At 61.3% G+C, this 16,992-nt stretch carries 12 protein-coding genes; 6 read left to right on the top strand and 6 right to left on the bottom strand.

Annotated features, from left to right (window positions below):
* Window positions 1-4 precede the first annotated feature (4 nt).
* On the bottom strand, window positions 5-421 hold the full coding sequence (locus D4Q52_RS26655; RefSeq protein WP_234831038.1) for a hypothetical protein: 417 nt from the start codon (window positions 419-421) through the stop codon (window positions 5-7).
* Between D4Q52_RS26655 and D4Q52_RS00760 the strand changes: the two genes are divergently transcribed.
* Entirely contained in the window at window positions 351-2,030 is a 1,680-nt protein-coding gene (locus D4Q52_RS00760) for a type I secretion system permease/ATPase (protein WP_234831031.1), read from the top strand. The genes D4Q52_RS26655 and D4Q52_RS00760 overlap by 71 nt on opposite strands.
* A complete protein-coding gene (locus D4Q52_RS00755; RefSeq protein ID WP_119854623.1) occupies window positions 2,027-3,340 on the top strand; it encodes an HlyD family type I secretion periplasmic adaptor subunit in 1,314 nt (437 codons plus the stop codon). Before D4Q52_RS00760 ends, D4Q52_RS00755 begins: the two co-directional genes overlap by 4 nt.
* A gap of 589 nt (window positions 3,341-3,929) precedes the next feature.
* On the opposite strand, the gene D4Q52_RS00750 is transcribed toward D4Q52_RS00755, so the two are convergent.
* On the bottom strand, window positions 3,930-4,751 hold the full coding sequence (locus tag D4Q52_RS00750) for a metallophosphoesterase family protein (RefSeq protein WP_210210118.1): 822 nt from the start codon (window positions 4,749-4,751) through the stop codon (window positions 3,930-3,932).
* Between the two features lie 186 nt (window positions 4,752-4,937).
* Here D4Q52_RS00750 and D4Q52_RS00745 point away from each other — a divergent pair, with 186 nt between their 5' ends.
* The gene (locus D4Q52_RS00745; RefSeq protein WP_119854622.1) at window positions 4,938-5,549 is read left to right on the top strand and encodes a hypothetical protein; all 612 of its coding nucleotides are present in this window, start codon (window positions 4,938-4,940) and stop codon (window positions 5,547-5,549) included.
* A gap of 59 nt (window positions 5,550-5,608) precedes the next feature.
* Here the strand turns inward: D4Q52_RS00745 and D4Q52_RS00740 are convergent, their stop codons facing one another.
* Window positions 5,609-11,197 carry a DUF4082 domain-containing protein gene (locus D4Q52_RS00740; RefSeq protein WP_234831013.1) on the bottom strand — a complete coding sequence of 1,863 codons (5,589 nt, stop codon included), beginning with the start codon at window positions 11,195-11,197 and terminating at the stop codon, window positions 5,609-5,611.
* A gap of 487 nt (window positions 11,198-11,684) precedes the next feature.
* Between D4Q52_RS00740 and D4Q52_RS00735 the strand changes: the two genes are divergently transcribed.
* Both D4Q52_RS00735 and D4Q52_RS00730 read left to right on the top strand, forming a co-directional pair.
* Window positions 11,685-12,119: a hypothetical protein gene (locus D4Q52_RS00735; protein WP_182915178.1), complete on the top strand. Its 435-nt coding sequence runs from the start codon at window positions 11,685-11,687 to the stop codon at window positions 12,117-12,119.
* A 128-nt stretch (window positions 12,120-12,247) separates the two neighbouring features.
* Window positions 12,248-12,811, top strand: coding sequence for an acyltransferase (locus D4Q52_RS00730; RefSeq protein ID WP_119854620.1), 564 nt, complete (start codon window positions 12,248-12,250; stop codon window positions 12,809-12,811).
* 652 nt (window positions 12,812-13,463) lie between these two features.
* Here D4Q52_RS00730 and D4Q52_RS26140 read toward each other — a convergent pair.
* From D4Q52_RS26140 to D4Q52_RS00715, 3 genes are all read right to left on the bottom strand, one after another.
* Window positions 13,464-13,679 carry a hypothetical protein gene (locus D4Q52_RS26140; RefSeq protein ID WP_147407728.1) on the bottom strand — a complete coding sequence of 72 codons (216 nt, stop codon included), beginning with the start codon at window positions 13,677-13,679 and terminating at the stop codon, window positions 13,464-13,466.
* 697 nt (window positions 13,680-14,376) lie between these two features.
* The gene (locus D4Q52_RS00720; protein WP_119854839.1) at window positions 14,377-15,456 is read right to left on the bottom strand and encodes a nucleotidyltransferase family protein; all 1,080 of its coding nucleotides are present in this window, start codon (window positions 15,454-15,456) and stop codon (window positions 14,377-14,379) included.
* Window positions 15,443-16,582: a serine kinase gene (locus D4Q52_RS00715; protein WP_119854618.1), complete on the bottom strand. Its 1,140-nt coding sequence runs from the start codon at window positions 16,580-16,582 to the stop codon at window positions 15,443-15,445. Before D4Q52_RS00715 ends, D4Q52_RS00720 begins: the two co-directional genes overlap by 14 nt.
* Window positions 16,583-16,695: 113 nt before the next feature.
* On the opposite strand from D4Q52_RS00715, the gene D4Q52_RS00710 reads away from it, so the two are divergent.
* Window positions 16,696-16,944, top strand: coding sequence for a hypothetical protein (locus D4Q52_RS00710; protein WP_119854617.1), 249 nt, complete (start codon window positions 16,696-16,698; stop codon window positions 16,942-16,944).
* The last annotated feature ends 48 nt before the right edge of the window (window positions 16,945-16,992 follow it).

Here is a 16,992-nt window from a genome sequence, read left to right as displayed (position 1 = left end):
GACATCACAGCTTAAACGATTGTTGATTAGCGCCTCGATCCAGCTGGCCTGGGTCGAGGCGCCTCAAGGGGACGACAATGACCAGCTTTGGAAGGGCGGGGGAGAAACTTCCGCTGGCAGGCGGATGGTTGAAGAAGGCGCCGCGTTTTGCCGGTGCTTCGCGAATTCCCGGCGGCTCGAATAGAGCGGAGTCCGCCGCAGGCAACGATTCCGCGTCGGCGCTGCCGAAGCGATCCAGTTCTTCGCGCAGTGTGTCGCATCTGGTGGAGTTGATGCGAAGCAAACTGATGTCCGGACGCTCGAGTGCGAAGCCGGAGTTTGCCGCACCGAAGTCGGAGCTCGCGAGCTTCATCAGCTCGTCTCGGCAGATCTTCTGGGCGATGGGGATTTTCAGCGGCGTGAGCAATGTGCTGATGCTCACCGGATCGTTCTTCATGCTGCAGGTATATGATCGCGTCCTGCCGAGCCGCAGCATCCCGACGCTGCTCGCTCTCCTGGCGCTCGCGATCCTGCTCTATCTCTTCCAGAGTGCGCTCGATCTTGTTCGCACCCGGATCAGCGCGCGGATGGGACGTCATCTCGACGAGACGCTCGGTGCCCGGGTATTCGATGCAGTCGTCCGTTTGCCGCTGAAGACCCGCGGTGACGGCGACGGGTTGCAGCCGGTCCGAGATCTCGATCAGGTGAGGAGCTTTCTGTCGAGCGGAGGCCCGTCTGCGTTGTTTGATATCCCGTGGATGCCGATCTACCTGGGCATCTGCTTTCTGTTCCATTTTTGGATCGGCGTCACCGCTTTGGTCGGAGCGCTGGTGCTTGTCGCGTTGACGATTCTCACCGAGATTCGCTCACGGGCACCGGCCAAGGCGTCGGCCTATTTCGCCGTTCAGCGCAATTCGCTGGCGACCGAGGGGAGGCGCAACGCCGAAGCGCTGCACGCGATGGGCATGCGTCGACTAGCAACGGCGCGCTGGCGCGAAGCCAATCAGAAGTTTCTCGCGGCGAACGAGGCTGCGAGCGACGTCGCCAGCGGGCTCGGCGGCCTGTCGAAAGCTTTCAGGGCGATCCTGCAATCCGGCGTCCTTGCCGTTGGCGCGTATCTGGTCATCAACCAGGAATCCACAGCGGGCATCATTATTGCCGGTTCGATTCTGACGTCGCGCGCGCTCGCCCCCGTGGAAATGGCCATCGCCAACTGGAAGGGTTTTGTGAGCGCACGCCAGTCGGGCCACCGGCTCGATCAATTGCTGACGTTGTTGCCGAAGGAAGATGAGCCGCTGCTGCTGCCTGCTCCAGTCGAGGCGATCGCGATGGAGCATGTCTACGTCAACGCTCCAGCCTCCGACCGTGTCGTCCTGAGTGACGTCTCGTTCAGCCTGAAACGAGGCGAAGGTCTCGGCATCATCGGGCCGAGCGGATCCGGGAAGTCTTCGCTCGTGCGAGCTCTAGTCGGCGTCTGGCCCCAGATGCGGGGCAAGATTACCCTCGACAATGCCGCTCTGGGGCAATGGTCGTCGGAGGCACTGGGACGGCATATCGGCTATCTGCCTCAGGACGTCGAATTGTTCGAAGGCAGCATTGCCGTCAACATCGCCCGATTCGATCCGAATGCCAGCCCGAAGACCGTCCTGGCCGCGGCGCGTGCCGCAGGCGCTCACGACCTGATCCTGTCTTTCCCTGACGGCTATGGGACCAAGATTGGCGAGGGAGGTATGGCGCTCTCGGCCGGTCAGCGGCAGCGCATCGGGCTTGCGCGCGCATTTTACGGCGATCCATTTCTCGTCGTCTTGGACGAGCCGACCTCGAACCTCGACGCCGATGGCGAGGCCTCATTGACCGAGGCGATTCTGAATGTCCGCCGGCGCAACGGTATTGTCGTGGTGGTTGCGCATCGGCCGAAGGCGCTTGATGGCGTCGATCATGTCCTGGTCATCGCACAGGGCAAAGTACAGTCGTTCGGGCGAAAGGAGGAGGTGCTGACGAAGGTTCTGCGGACGGCGCCGCCGTTGAAGGTGGTAGGAGAGCACGCATGAGCAATTTGGATTCGTCGGCCCTGCATTCGATCCAGCGCTATATCCTCAGCGGCGGGATCCTGGTTGCGGCCGTCACGTTCGGCGTCGGCGGATGGGCGTCCACGACGGAACTGTCCGGAGCGGTGGTTGCGCAGGGCGTGATCGTTGTCGACTCCAGCGTGAAGAAGGTGCAGCACCCCTCCGGTGGCGTCGTCAGCGAACTGCGTGTGAAGGAGGGCGATAGGGTCAAGGCCGGCGACATTCTGGTCCGCCTCGACGAAACCCAGACGCTCGCAAACGCAACGATCATCATCAAGAGCTTCGACGAATTGCAGGCGCGCCAAGCCCGGCTGGAGGCGGAGCGCGACGGCGCCGGCCAAATCGTGTTTCCGGCCCTGCTGGTCGACCGTGCAAAGGAAGCAAACTCCGAAGCGGCCCGTGCGATCGCTGCCGAGCGAAGCCTGTTCGACTTGCGCCGGTCGGCGCGAAGCGGACAGAAGGCGCAGCTCACCGAGCGGAGCTCGCAGCTGCGGAACGAGATTGCGGGGTATTCCGGGCAGCTCGAGGCCAAGCAGAAAGAGGTGGGCTTCATCTATCAGGAGCTCGAAGGCGTTCGAACCCTCTGGCAGAAGAACTTGGTGCCGATCACGCGACTGACGGCGCTCGAGCGCGACACCGCCCGGATCGAAGGCGAGCGTAGCCAGCTTTCCGGAATGATCGCGCAGGCGAAGGGCAAGATTTCCGAGATCGAGCTCCAGACCATCCAGATCGATCAGGATCTGCGAACGGAGGTCGGGAAGGATTTGATCGAAACGCGCTCGAAGATCTCTGAACTTGCCGAGCGGCGCACCGCGGCGGCGGATCAACTTAACCGCATCGACATCCGTGCACCGCAGAACGGGCGTGTCCATCAATTGTCGGTCCATACCGTGGGTGGCGTGATCACTCCCGGTGAGCAGATCATGCTAATCGTTCCGGACAACGATACGCTCGCGGTCGAGGTCAAGGTCACTCCACGCGACATTGATCAACTTTATATCGGCCAATCGGCCTTCCTGCGCTTCGCCGCACTCAATCAGCGGACAACGCCCGAGATCGAAGGCGATGTCGTCATGGTGTCCGCGGATCTGACGCAGGATCAACGCACGGGGACGAGCTACTATACGTCCCGCGTGTCGCTGAAGCCGGATCAAGTCGCACGGCTCGGCGAGTCCAAGCTGGTGCCCGGCATGCCAGTGGACGTCTTCATCCAGACGCCGGGCCGGACGGTTCTTGCCTATTTGATCAAGCCACTCAAGGAGCAGGCGGAGCGCGCACTGAAGGAGCGATAATCGTGTCGCAGGCCGGCTAGAGCTTTTCCGGTTCTGATAGAATCAGAACCGGAGCTCTAGCCTAGGTCTTTCTTGTGACGCGTTTTCTTCACGCGAACCGGTATCCACTTCGCTCGAAGACGCTCTACACAGCAGTTCGTGGATTGATTGAAGCGCTATCGACCTATCGAGATTGACTGAAAACTCAGGCCAGTTCACGGCCACTTTCCAGTTCGCTCGATTTGCCGACAGTCTCCGTCATGGCCCGGCTCGTTCCGGCCATCTACGCCTTCACTGCATTTCGGGCAGCAAGGCGTGGATGCCCGGCACAAGGCCGGCATGACGCAAGGAGGCGGAGGTGGCAAAATCTAAAGGGCGAATCCTCGGCGAGGCACTGAGAAGCCCGGCGAAGGCGGGCGTCTCTACGAATGTAGCCACGCCGCACCAGTGGCCCATGGTTGGAGACGGCGCTTCGCATCTTCTCACCATGAGGTTGTGCGAGAGGCGACGTCCCTCTGCCGGCTCTGATTTTAACGAAGGCGGAACGGCAAGTCTTGTCGGGCTGGGCGGCCGATCCGGTATAAGCTGGTAGAGGCCTGTGCTCGCGCTGCTACACGCAGGTGTCGCCGTCAGCGCGCATACTGAGCGCGTCTGGAGCCCGGGTCGGATCGCCCGGACTCCAACGGCGAATGTCGGTCAACGGTACGACGATTGACCCTTCGATCATGATACAACTGAGACGCCCGGTGGCGAATGCGCCCGTATCGAGGTTCGCGCGGTTCGACCGCACATCCGGCGCATCGACCGGTGTGTGGCCGTGCACGATGTAGCGCTCAAACGGCCTGCCGTAGTGCAGGAAGTCGTCGCGAATCCACAGCAGGTCGGCTTCGATCTGATTGCGAAGCGTGACGCCTGGACGAACGCCGGCATGTACGAAGAAGAAATCACCGCATGTGAACGAAACCTGCAGCGCGTCGATGAAGCCGAGATGCCGGTCGGGAAGGGCTTCACGCAGCTCTCGTGAGAGCTTCTCGTAGTCACCCTGGCCCCGGCTCAGCACCGGCTGCAACCCGTATGAGACCAGCGTCTCCAGCCCGCCGAGACGGCGCCAGTCGTCGAGGGATCGAGGAAAATCGAGGAAGCGCCGAACGAAAATTTCGTGATTACCCTTGAGGAAGACGGCCTCGCGGGTTCGCTCGCAGGTGAGCAGGAGATCGATCGTCCCTTTCGAGTCCGGCCCACGATCGATGTAGTCACCGAGGAAAACGAGCACCGATCGCAGGCATGGATAGGAGCGTTCGTCCGCCGCAATCTGTGCGAGCTGGATTTTGAGAAGATCCGAGCGTCCGTGCACATCACCAATGGCATAGACGCGGATGCCGGCGGGCAGGCGCGGGTTGGTCGGCAGAACCGGTTCATGCGGCTTCCACACGATCAGTGTTCCTATCGAGGCAAGTCGACATTATCACAACCGATCGGTACTGAATAATCAACGTTAAACAGGAAGGGCATTTTCTCAGGCTCGGCGCCCGACAGCCGAATTTACCGCTTAGACCTCGGTTAACAGTTTTATGCCATGTTCGTCCCAGCCTGACCGTGGCAATTAAATCCTGGCCCGATGATGTCGCTCGAATCCGTCGTTCAGTACGAAGACTATTCTGCAATAGAAGCAGCCCTGAGGGAGACGGCTCGCGGCCACGCTTTTCTCACAGCCTACGCGCAGCGCGTCCAGCAGTCCCAGTCTATCGCCATTTTGGCGATGCTGAGTCGACTGGAGCGGGTTTCCGACGACCTCGCGGCGCGGCTCGGTCAGCTCGAACGAGCCAGAAGTTCTCACCCGGTCCCGGTCGGCCTGCCGCAGCGAAGCCCAACGCCGGTGGAGGAGCGTCCCGGATCGCCAAACGCCGACGACGATCTTCAGGCCATCTTTGCCGACCTGGCCCACGTCGGATTGCATCCGGAGGGGCGCACCAATGAGATGATGGAGCGTATCGAAGCTGTTGCCACCACGCTCGGCGACCTTCGTCGGAAGGCGGCTCGATTGACCGCGCATCGAGGCGGCCCCGAACGGCAGCTAGGTCCATCGGCGTCGCTACGCGGCAATACCCAAGCGCCGGCATTGCCTGGGAGTGGAGCGCAACCTGTGCAACCGCCCGGTGGCGCGGATGCTGGGGACGAAGATGTGCTCAACGAAATCGCCAAGGCTCTCGGCGATAATGGTCCTTCTTGAACGTGACCTGTAGGAGGCCGATGGGCTGGGGCGTGACGGTTTGGCCTCCTGTCACGGTCCTACGACGCCAATTGGGGTCGGAACAACACATCAACTCCATAGCTTGTCGAGTTGTATGAATTGGATGGGAACAGCGAACTGCTTCCATACGCATAAACGCCGTTGCCGCCGATCAGCGACGACGCGGGGGCGGTCAACGGTCCGTTGGTGATCGAGTTCGCCAGCAGCCCCGGGTCGGCGGAGTAATTGCCCGAGGTGTGATAGGAGGCGACGTAGGTCGTCCCCGCGGTGATCGAGACCGGCGTGGCGAAAGTGGCCTGCTGCCAGCCGCTCGCGGTCTCGTTGATGAAGGTCGCAGTGGCCAGCAGCGTCCCGCTGGCGCTCCAAAGTTCGGCGGTGTGGGTGCCGACGTTCGACGCGCCCTTATAGAACTTGATGCCGGTGATATCGCCGTTCTGCGACGCCTGGAATTTGACACCGAGTTCGACCGGATTGGGATCGTTGACCGACACCACGCTGGGCGTCGCGCCGGCACTGAACAGGCTCAGCGTCGCCGCCGGATCCGCGACGTTCAAGGTCACGCCGGCGTCCGCCGTGCCGCCTTGGCCATCAGAGATCGTATAGTTGAAAGCGGCCGATCCGACATAGCCCGTGGTCGGGACAAAGGTGATGGTGTTGGTCTGAGCGTCGAAGCTCGCCGAACCATTCACTGCGTTGCTGACGCCCGTGATCGTGAGGGTGTCGTTGTTAGGATCGCTGTCGTTCGCCAGCAGGGTCGCAGCGCTGATGGTCCGGGGGGTATTCTTGGCGGTGGTGAAGCCGCTGTCGTTGACCGCAATCGGCGACTGATTGGTGCCGCCGGTGCTGGCGTTGAACACGACGTCGACCCAATAATTGGTCGCGCCGAAGGACGACGTGGGGAACAGATTGCCGTTGCCGTATGCGTACACGCCGTTGCCGGAAGCCGGCGCGGTGAGCGGGCCGTTGGTGTGAGCCGTGCTGAAATAGCCGTTGGTCGAGGTGTAATGGCCGTTGCTGTGATAGCTCGCCACGTAGGTGGCTCCGGCGGTCACCGTAATCGGGCTGCTGAACGTGACGGTCTGCCAGCCGCTCGACGTTTCGTTGGAGAACGTCGCGGTTGCCAGCAGCGTCCCGGTACTGGTCCACAACGAGCCGGTATGGGTTCCGGTGTCGTTGGCGCCCTTGTAGTATTTGATGCCGGTGATGGTGCCGGCCTGCGAGGTCACGAACCGCATCCCGAGATTGACCTGAACCGAATCCGGATCGGACAGAACCGCAGGCGTGTCCGAGCTGGAGAACAGGCTCACGCCGGTTGCGGGCGGGATCACATTCAAGCTGACGGCGGCAGTCGATGAGCCACCGTTTCCATCAGATACACTGTAGCTGAAGCTGGCCGCGCCGACATAATTGGCGGTCGGAACGAACGAGACCGAATTGGTCTGGGCATTGAAGCTGGCGACGCCGTTGGTTGCGCTGCCGGATACGATGCCGGTAATCGTCAGGGTATCGCCGTCCACGTCGGTGTCATTGGCCAGCAGGGTGGCGGCCGGAAGACTGAGCGTGGTGCCCTGAACGGTGGTGAAGCCGCTATCGGCGTTGGCGACCGGGGCCTGGTTGGGCGGTGCCGTGACGTTAAGGCTGACCGTGCCGCTGGCGGTGCCGCCTTTGCCGTCGGAGATGCTGTAAATAAAGGAAGCAACGCCGGTGTATCCGGCCGCGGGCGTAAAGCTCACGATGTTGGTCTGGGCGTCGAAACTTGCGGCGCCATGAACGCCGCCGCTGACGCCGGTGATGGTGAGAGGGTCGCCATCAAGGTCGGTGTCGTTTGCCAGCAGGCTGGATCCGTTGATCGTCAGCACCGTATTCCGGGCGATGCTGAACCCGCTGTCGTTGGTAACGACCGGCGGATTGTTGGATGAGGGCGAGACGGTCAGATTGACCGTGCCGTTGGCCGTCCCCCCCTTTCCGTCTGATATCGCGTAGGTGAACGAGGCCGGTCCCGAATAGCCCGGCGTCGGGATGAATGTCACCGAATTGGTGTTGGCGATCCAGGCGGCAGTGCCGTTGACGCCGAGGCCGGCGCCGGTGATCGTCAGGGTGTCGCCGTCGGCGTCGGTGTCGTTGGCGAGCAGGGTCGACGCTGCGATGGTCAGCGTCGTGCCCTGCGGCGTGGTGAAGCCGTTGTCGGTGGTGGCGATCGGCACATGGTTGGTCGATCCGCCCGCGTCCGAATTCAGAATTACGTCCACCCAATAGTTGGTTGCGCCGAAAGTGCTGGTCGGGAACAGATTGTCATTGCCATAGGCGTAGACGCCATTGTTGCCGGCCGGTGCGGTCAGAACGCCGCTCACGTGGTCGGAGGTGAAGTAGCTGCCGGTCGACACGTAGTGACCATTGCTGTGGAAGCTGGCCACATAGGTGGTCTGCGCGGTGATCGCGACCGGGTTGCTGAACGCGACGGTTTGCCAACCGGTAGCGGTTTCGTTGGTGAAGGTCGCGGTGGCCAGCAGCGTGCCGTTGACGCTCCACAGCGAACCGGTATGCGTGCCGGTGTCGTTGGCGCCCTTGTAGTACTTGATCCCGGTGATGAATCCCGCGGACGACGAGGTGAAGCGAACGCCCAGATTGACTTGCGACGCATCCGAATCACTGAGCGTCGCGGGCGTGTCGGACGAGCCGAACAGGCTGACGCCGACCGCAGGCGCGGCAACCGTCATATTGACGATCGCGGAGCCAGTGCCGCCGCGGCCGTCTGAGATGGCGTAGCCGAACATCGCCGGGCCGGTGTATCCGGGGGTCGGCGTGAAGGTAACGACATTGGTCTGGCTGTTGAAGCTGACGGTCCCGCCCGAGGCGGAGCCGACACCGCTGATCGTCAGAATGTCGCCGTTCGGATCAGAATCGTTCGCGAGCAATTGCGCAGCGGTGAATGTCGCAGCCACGTTGCGGGTGACGGTGAAGCCGTTGTCATTGGTGCCGACCGGCGGGAGATTGGCCGTGTTGGTCGGACTGAAGATGACGTCGACCCAGTAATTGGCGCCGCCGGAGGGGGTGGTCGGGAAAGCGGTGTCGGCACTATAGGTGTAATAGCCGTTGCCGGCGGCCGCTGTCAGCGGGCCGTTGGTGTGCGCCGCCGTGAAATAGTCGAGCGTGTCGGCGTAGTGGCCGTTGCTGTGATAGCTGGCCACGTAGGTCGTCCCGGCGGCGATCGAAATCGGGTTGGCGAACGTTACCGTCTGCCATCCGCTCGCGGTCTCCTGAGTGAACGTGGCGGTGGCCAGCAGCGTGCCGGTGCTGCTCCACAGCGAGCCGGTATGCGTACCGCCATCGCCGAGGCCCTTGTAATACTTCATCCCGACGATGGTGCCCGCCTGAGACGAGGTGAAGCGGACGCCGAGATTGACGAAGCCGACGTCGCTGTCGGTCAGGATGGCAGGAACGTCGGAGGCGGAGAACAGCGTCGTCGTCGGGGCCGCGGCGACGGCGATCGTTCTACCGGGGCCTTGCGACTCCATGTTGACGCTGTCATCGACTGCGCGAGACAGGATGTTGTAGGTGCCGCCGGCGAGCGGGGTCCACTGGTAGGTCCAGTTGTCGAAGCCGGTGGCGCGGTGCCACGAGACGCCGCCATCGGTCGAGACCTCGACCACCGCGACATGGCCGCCGCCGCTGTCGACGGCCGTGCCGGTGATCACGATCGGCTGCGCGGCAGTGTAGGAACCGCTCGCGAGCGGAGAGGTAATCGTCGAGGTCGGCGCGACGTGGTCCGTCGTCTGCGAAGCAATCGCCAGGCTCGCCATCAAGGTCTGCGGCTGGACGCCCATGTCGGCGAACAGGTTGACCATCGCCTGCTGGACATTGGGGTCGGTCGGCGTGGTCTCGTTGTCGTGATGAGAATCCAGACCCCAGCTCCAGTAGACGGTGCCGGCGCCAAAAACCAGTGCGCCGCTCTCCGGGTCGCGATAGAGCGTCAGGCTATGCGTTGCGGTCCCGGGACCCGTGGTGTTGCCGTAGTCGAGCAGCAGCGTATCGACGTCGACAGTGGTCGAGGACAGCTGGATCAGGCCTGCAGGACGAAAGCCGTTGTCGAGATCCGAGTCCCATTCGTAACCGAGGAGATTCGGCGTCAGCGAGTAGGTCTGTCCCGGCTGGATGTCGCCGACCGCGGTGTTGTTCCAGAAACGGAACTGCGACAGATTGTAGGGAATTGTGATCGTATCCAGGCGATAGGAATCGACCGTGAAGATCGTGCCCGTCAGGGCATTCTCGGGCTTTCCGGCGCCGTATTGCGGGTCGCGCCATGTGCCGGTCGTGTACCCGGGATCGATGTCGTCATTGGCCCAGGTCTCCTTGTAGGAGACCATCGTCTTGTACGGCGTTCCCGAACCGTCAATGCTGTTCTCCCAGCGAACTTCCCAGTACATCTCGTTGCCGCTGAGGAAGGCCAGATTGACGCCGTTGTCGCGGGCCGCTTCGACGTTGTCGCGCTGACTCGCCGACCAGTATTCGTCATGCCCGATCGACAGGAACACCTTGCTGTTCAGCAGCTGGGCGCCGTCACGGGCGGTGTCGATGCCGGAGATGTAGTTGACGTCGTAACCGTTTTGCTCGAGCCAGCGGATCGCCGGATACTCGGCGCCGAAAATGAAGTCCTGCGGTCCGGCCGAATAGCCGCCGTCGCGGGTGATGATCGGCCGGTTGTAGCTGACCGCGTCGGCACGGCCGGCATGGCCGGCGGCGTCAACGCCGCCATAGAGGTTGTAACCGCCCCACCAATTATAGGCCTGCCAGGTGGTATCGGAAGTCTGGAAGGTAATGTCGCTCGGGGCCTGGTCGTCCCTGACGATGAAGGGAATAATGTTCCGGCCGCCAGTGTCGAGACGAGTGAGCTCGGCAAAGTAGACGCCGGACACCGCATCGGCGGGAATATCCCAGGAGGCGGACACCGCCCAGTTTCCGGCGTCCACCAGCTTGGTGTTCGGATCGAACAGCGGGGTAGGCTGGACTTGCGCGGCCGCCAGGTTCTTCGTGAAGCTGGTGACGAGCCGCGCCCCGTCGCCGCCGTAATAGCCGAGCCGGTAGATATCCACCCGGTAGTTCGTGGCGTCCGTATTGATCTTGAAATCGACGCGCTGTCCGTTATCGATCGTGAACTGTGCAGAAAACCCTTCGATGCTTGGATCGGCTGCGTCGATGAGCCAAACACTCTCCGGAGTGCCCGGTTTCATATTTTCAAGGACGATTGGGTTCGCAGCCGCGACGTTGCTCTGCGCCGCTACGACGTTGCCCTGAGCCGAAACAGACAGTTGCTGGGTGGTGCTATCCACCGGCGGCCCTGGTGTCGTCGACGCGCGCGTCTGCAAGGTCACTGCCGACAAATCAACGGTCGGGAGAGCAATCTGGCTGGCGGCGCCGCTGCTTTCCGCGTTGTAGTACTCGAGAACCTTGGGGGCGTATCCGGATGGCTTGCCGTCAGCCTGGGCTGATCCACCGACGCGGATCGAGCACACCGTGCAAGCCCTTCCGGTACATGACCCGCAAGGCGATTCCAGAGCTTCCTGCTGCCATCGCGTCGCCCAGCCTTCAATGCTCGAGCTGGTGTCGCTTGCGCTCACGGGGACAGCCATTCCTTATCTCCTTGCGCGAATCGTGAATTAAACAATTAAATATAATTAATACAATTAAACCGGGGTGTCGGCAATTGAAATCGGTGTGTTGGGGGCGGGCATCTTTGCGCGAGCATCAGAGGTCGACCGCGAAATTCTTGGTCAGACGGATGCCGGTTCGCTCGACAGTACCGTTGATCGCGCTAATTAATTGACACATTTAATAATGCGTGGATTAATGCAGCTCTGGATATCTCCGTTTCCGGTCTGTCAACATTGCCGGCGATCTCGACTCTCCGAGCCGAATGGCAAAGGCGCGCGTCGCCGGAAGTCGGAGGTCACATTCGGTTGCGGCCCGGGCGAGCCCAGTTCGAGGTGAGTCTGCGATGCAATCGGATCGGTTCTCCGCCGGCTCAAGTGTCAGAAAAACGATCGCGGTAAAGGTGCTATGGGGTTGTCTCGCACGACGGATCTCCCGCCATCCAGGCTGGCGCAGAGGATTCCGCAATTGGATGAACCCGACCAGCTCACCCTCAGCTTCAACGAGATCGCTGTTATCTGGATACTCCACCACGGGACATCATCCTCGGCGCAGCGGCCTCTGGACCAACAGATTGTCGACTTCTATCCGGCCGCGCTGAAGGTGATGTCGCGGGAACAACGGTTGCGCGGTGCCAGGCAGTCCGATTTGCGCCTCATCTATTTCAAGGGACTGATCATGGCAAAGACGCATCCGGCGCGTTCGATGATCGATGCAATCAGGCGAGCCGAACAGATCTTGGCACGTGCAAGCGCGTCGAGCGGGAGGGGCGAGGCCGCGCCTCCGGGAGATCAGGATACCCTTTCGCAGATTGCCGACGCGCTAGGTCAACCTTCGGGTCATCGCAGCAGCGGGGGCATTGACCATGTTGGGCGGGCGACCCATCGGGTGCCACGATCATGACCGACACAGGGTTGGTCCACGGCAGGCGGCCGGACCGAGGCGGAGTGCGGCGGTCGCAGGCGATGAGCGCGGCGATCTCCTCACCAAAACCGACCGCTTCGACCGGGCGGGCACGAAGGAGCTGGTGAATGGAGGCCCCTCTGAGGAGCGGACGCGTCCGAACAGTCGAGGACGAAGCCGACGAATGGCTGGCGCGCGTGCGTCGTTATTTGCAGGTCCTGACGGTCCGTAAGAAGCAGCGGTTCAACCGCCGGGTTTCCATCGGAGATTTGCTGAGCGAACGAGCTGACAACGCGTCCAGCTACGGTTTCGGTGAAGGTACGACGATGTATGACAACGTCCTCGTGCTGGGTGACGTCAAGGTCGGTCGGCACACCTGGATCGGACCGGGCTGCATTTTGGATGGTTCGGGCGGCGGCCTTCGCATTGGCGATCATTGCTCCATCTCGGCTGGAGTACAAATCTATACGCATCAGACGGTGCGGCGGTCGTTGTCGATGGGAGCAGAGCCGATCGAATATGCACCAACCTGCATCGGTGACGGCGTGTACGTCGGGCCCAACGTGGTGATTCAGATGGGCGTCACCATCGGAGATCGTGTCGTGATCGGCGCGAACTCCTTCGTGAACCGGGATATCGGCTCCGGGCTGAAAGCGTTCGGCACTCCGGCTCGCATCCAAGGCCCGGTTTAGCGCCGACGAATCTCAGCCGTCGCGCTGGTTCGCCTGGACGTGGCGCCCTGAGGATGCCGTGGAAGTTCGACGGAGCAATGAGCATACGCGCAACGCGTCAGGTGCCGAGGCTTTACGGGGGGGGGGGTGGACCGGTATTTTGCCACCGCCTGCGGGGACGCAGCAAATCGAGCCAGAACCCGCGCCGGCCAGCGCCGCTGCCGGTTGTCAACTTGACGCGTCCTCCTACGACAGTCCGTTCTTACAAGTGGCCATTACGCTACTTTAAAAACCAACCGAACATGCGTGCCCGGGAGTGTCGCTCGTCCGCCGGACCACGACTAGCACGTACTAGCCGTGAAGTGCGAGATCTACTCAATTGATGATCAGAGCGCCGGGCAAGCATGCGCAAAACTTCCAGCAGTCGTCTCAATTGACGCAAATGCGGCAATGCAATTTACCAGATTCCAGCGCCATGATTGACTTGTTGGAGCCGAGAGTGCTTCGCTAATCAATGTTTGATGTTGCCGACTAGCTGGTGTTTCCGTACTTTACTGCGGTTGCGAGGTCTGTGGCCTTCGCGATCCACTAATCAACGAAGTCACAGCCGCAACTTGTTCATGTCGGGTAAAAACGTTTTCGCGTCGACGATACTATTCCAGTGTGAGGTCGTTCAGTGCGTTCCGCCAAACCGAATTCCGATGCGTACCAAGTAAATATCCTCAAACAGCGGCTGCAATATGTCGTGGAGATGAAGCGCCGCTTGACCCTTGAAATGCAGGAGCTCCTTTTGCTGCGCCGCCGCATCAATTCCGTTCGCCAGGGATTGCAACGCCGGCGGTCGGCTCGATCGCGAGTTCGCCGATGACGTGACGCTGGCGGTCGACATCGGCCGAGACGGGTTCACTTAGGCAATTTGCGCTCATTCGTCAGGCTTCCGACACGTCGATGACCGGATGTCGGTTCGCCCCGATTTAAATGACGATTATATTATTAACGACGCGGCGGAGTGCCGGTTGATCAACAAATAATCGGCCGCTGATCTTGAACCAATCTGACACAGCTTAGACTCATTTAAGGTAGCCTGCCTCATCCCAGAGGGGGCGCTGGGTTTCATTGCGGGGGGCCGAGCAATGATCGACTTTGCGAAATCGTCTGTCGTGGGGCTGGATCTCGGACGGAGGAGGCGTCCGGGCAAGACATCAGAAATCACCAGTTGAATAATCGATCATTGGCGTAAATTAAATGAATCGTATGAATTCATTCCCGGTTATTATGGATGCCATCCAACGATTGGCCGACGTCTCGGCCCATATGCAGAATCTGATTGAGGATCTAGGTGAGCTGCGCAAGCGTGTCGCGCAGGCTGAGCGTAGATCCTTCAGGTCGAGGCGGCGCAGGTCGACGAAAAGCGGCGTCTCGCGCCGGGTGCCCGGGCGCTAATCCGCTTCTCACGATAGCGAATTGAATAGTAGCCGTCGTGGTCACCTGAGCTGGCGGAGGCGGTTGTTGTCTGATGACGCTTCGTGAGCCGCCAAGGCAGGACGACACCGCTTGCGGTGATCGACAGATCGCATCTGCCGTCGTTACAGCTTTCCTGGCCGATATTGCCGAGATAGCATGATGAGGAACTGCAGCGTGGCAAGTTTCGGAAACCAACGCTTGCGAGGCGGAGCCACTGTGGGCGATAAGCTCTGTTGCGGAGCTCCGCGATGGTGACTTCGATAGTCGAGCAAGCCCATTGGCAGCAGCAGATAGCGCAAGGCCGGTATGTACGCCTGCAGCAATTGGCGCCACACCTGCAGCCTCGGCACGAGGCGCTTCGGATAGTGGTCGGGCCACTCGATGTTGAACAAGCTGGTGAGCATCAATAGCTGCGTGTCCACCGCATTGCGGGTCAGTGGGTCGGATATCATGGGCATCAGTAAATCCCATCGGATCGACTCGGGTGGAGCAATGAGCATCCTCAGGTCGAGCAGGTGTCTGAGATCAATGCTGCCGGTCCAGTAGTCGTAGTCCTGAAACTGATCGTGCACCATGAGGACCAATGCCTGAAGCTCAGGCGACGGCACCAGGGCCTCTGCGGCACCAAGGCGAATTGGCTGTAGGTGGGCCGACAGGTCGGCCGGTCTTTGCTTGAAGAATGCGTATCCGGGAAATCCCTGCTGCAGATCGATCATACCGACGTCATGAGGCCGCTTGAAATCAGCGGACCATCTCTTCTGCCGCCCATCAGCCTGGCAGTCGATGCTGTATCCAATCGCTTTGAGCCCGTCGACGGCGACGTCGATCTGATCCGGGCGGACGACGAGATCCAGATCCGACATCAGTCTCAGCGCGCGTTTGGACGGCGGAACGGACGCCAGCATCGCGGCCCCCTTGATCAGGAGTGGCGTAATTCCGCAGCGGTTGAGCGCGAGGACAGCCTCCTCAAGTTGAGTTCTCAGACGATCGTTGCGTACGACGTTTCGGTCGTGCAGCTCCTGGATATAAGCGGCGACGGCATCGGGGATGGAGGTTCGTTGAGCTGTCACGAACTCGATCAATGACGGGGTCGTCAAGGTGTGGTTTGCGAGTCCGATCAAGCGGGTCCAGTCCGGGCGCGAAGGCACTTCGCCCCTGAAGCAGCCGCACAGCGGAAGGAGGGCGGAGCTATGGCTGGTCATTGCCCAGCTCGGCCAGGCTGCCGACAACGTCCGCAGCTTCGGCATAGCGCAGCACGAAGGAGCGGGTCCGGGACACGATGCCTTTGAGTGCCCTAAAGCCATCGCTCGTCAATTTGCCGTGTGTCGCATAGGAGGCAACGACGATACGCTTGATCGTGTCCAGCTCGCTGAGCTCCGCCATCACCGGCGCTGTGCAGTCCGGCGAGCGCTCGAGGAAGACGATCCAGCCCGCCTGGAGCGCACCGTCCCGAACGCCGGGCGGAACGTCGAGGTACCGAACAGCCTGACCGTCGGGCCGCTGGTGAACCGGGAGCCGCTCGGTTTCAGGCCGTAATCCGCTGATCGAAGGCCATGACCCGGCTTTCAGGGTCGGGGCGAACGGCGCCCCGATGATCGAGCCATCCTGGCCTATGGTCACGATATCGTCGGTCACGTATCCAAATCCGGCATGAAGCAGGTGCATTGTCAGAGTGCTCTTGCCCGTGCCTGGCGGCGCGCTGATCAGCATCGCACGGCCATGGGACGTGACGGCGGCGGCGTGGAAGATTACGTCACACGGGTCGCCGGCGAGCAGCAGCTGTTCGACGAGGTAAGCCTTGAAGGCCGGTGCGAGGTGGTTGGTTGCGCAGCTGCAGACCTCCCGGTTGTCATGCATGATAACCCAGCTGTCGCCGGCCTGATAAATCGAGAATGTGGCGTCCGCTTTGCCCGTGGGTGCGGCCGTCGCAACGAACAGTGACCGGAGGTGATCGAAGGCCTCGGGATCCGAAGCCCGAACTTCGATGAGTTTCCGGCCGACGGTCGCGGCGAAGGTCATGTCCGTAACAGTGCACTGCGGGAAGATCAGGCCAGCGCTGAGCCATTGCACGAGCGCGTCGCGCAGGTACTCGCGCGCATCCATCAGGCTCAGGCCGCGGTCGACCAGTTGACCGCAGATCGTGGCAAGCGGCACCGCATCCTGCAGGCCGCACCAAATGAAGGCCGCGCTCTCGTTGAGTTCGAACAGCTTCTGTTCGCTCTCGCTGAACAACACCGGCGTCCGATCGATCAAAGCGAACGCCGTGCCGGCAGCCGGTCGAAGAATGTCCGTCGGCGGCTGAGATCTCTGGGGCGCGATATAATTCATTGAAGGAGATATCCGGTGCCGAAGGACGACGCTGCTGCTGGTCGTTGACACAACAATATTTGGCCTTATATTAAATCGCAAGCTGGAATTAATATTTAAGTGAGGGGTTTAATATGTCCGACGAAAATAGAGATAAATCAGAGGCCTCAGGCCCCGCGGACGAGGATCGGCGCAAATTCCTGGCGGCATGCGGCAAGTTTGCTGTCGTGACCCCACCGGCTCTGACGATCCTGTTGTCGACGTCGCTGAATTCGGAAGCCGTGACGCGATCGGGCGGTGGACGCGATTTCCGCCCGCGCCCTGGCGACAAGACTCCTGACATCCTCGGCTGGCTGGAACGGCTGTTGGACAAGCTGTTCTGATCCGGACTGTTGAAGGATCCCTCGTCGACGAACCGAGCAGGGCGCGTG

The sequence above is a fragment of the Rhodopseudomonas palustris genome (assembly GCF_003591005.1).
Classification (GTDB): Bacteria; Pseudomonadota; Alphaproteobacteria; order Rhizobiales; family Xanthobacteraceae; genus Rhodopseudomonas; species Rhodopseudomonas palustris_K.
Note: the sequence above shows the minus strand (reverse complement) of the source record. Positions and strands in the feature narration are given on the sequence as shown.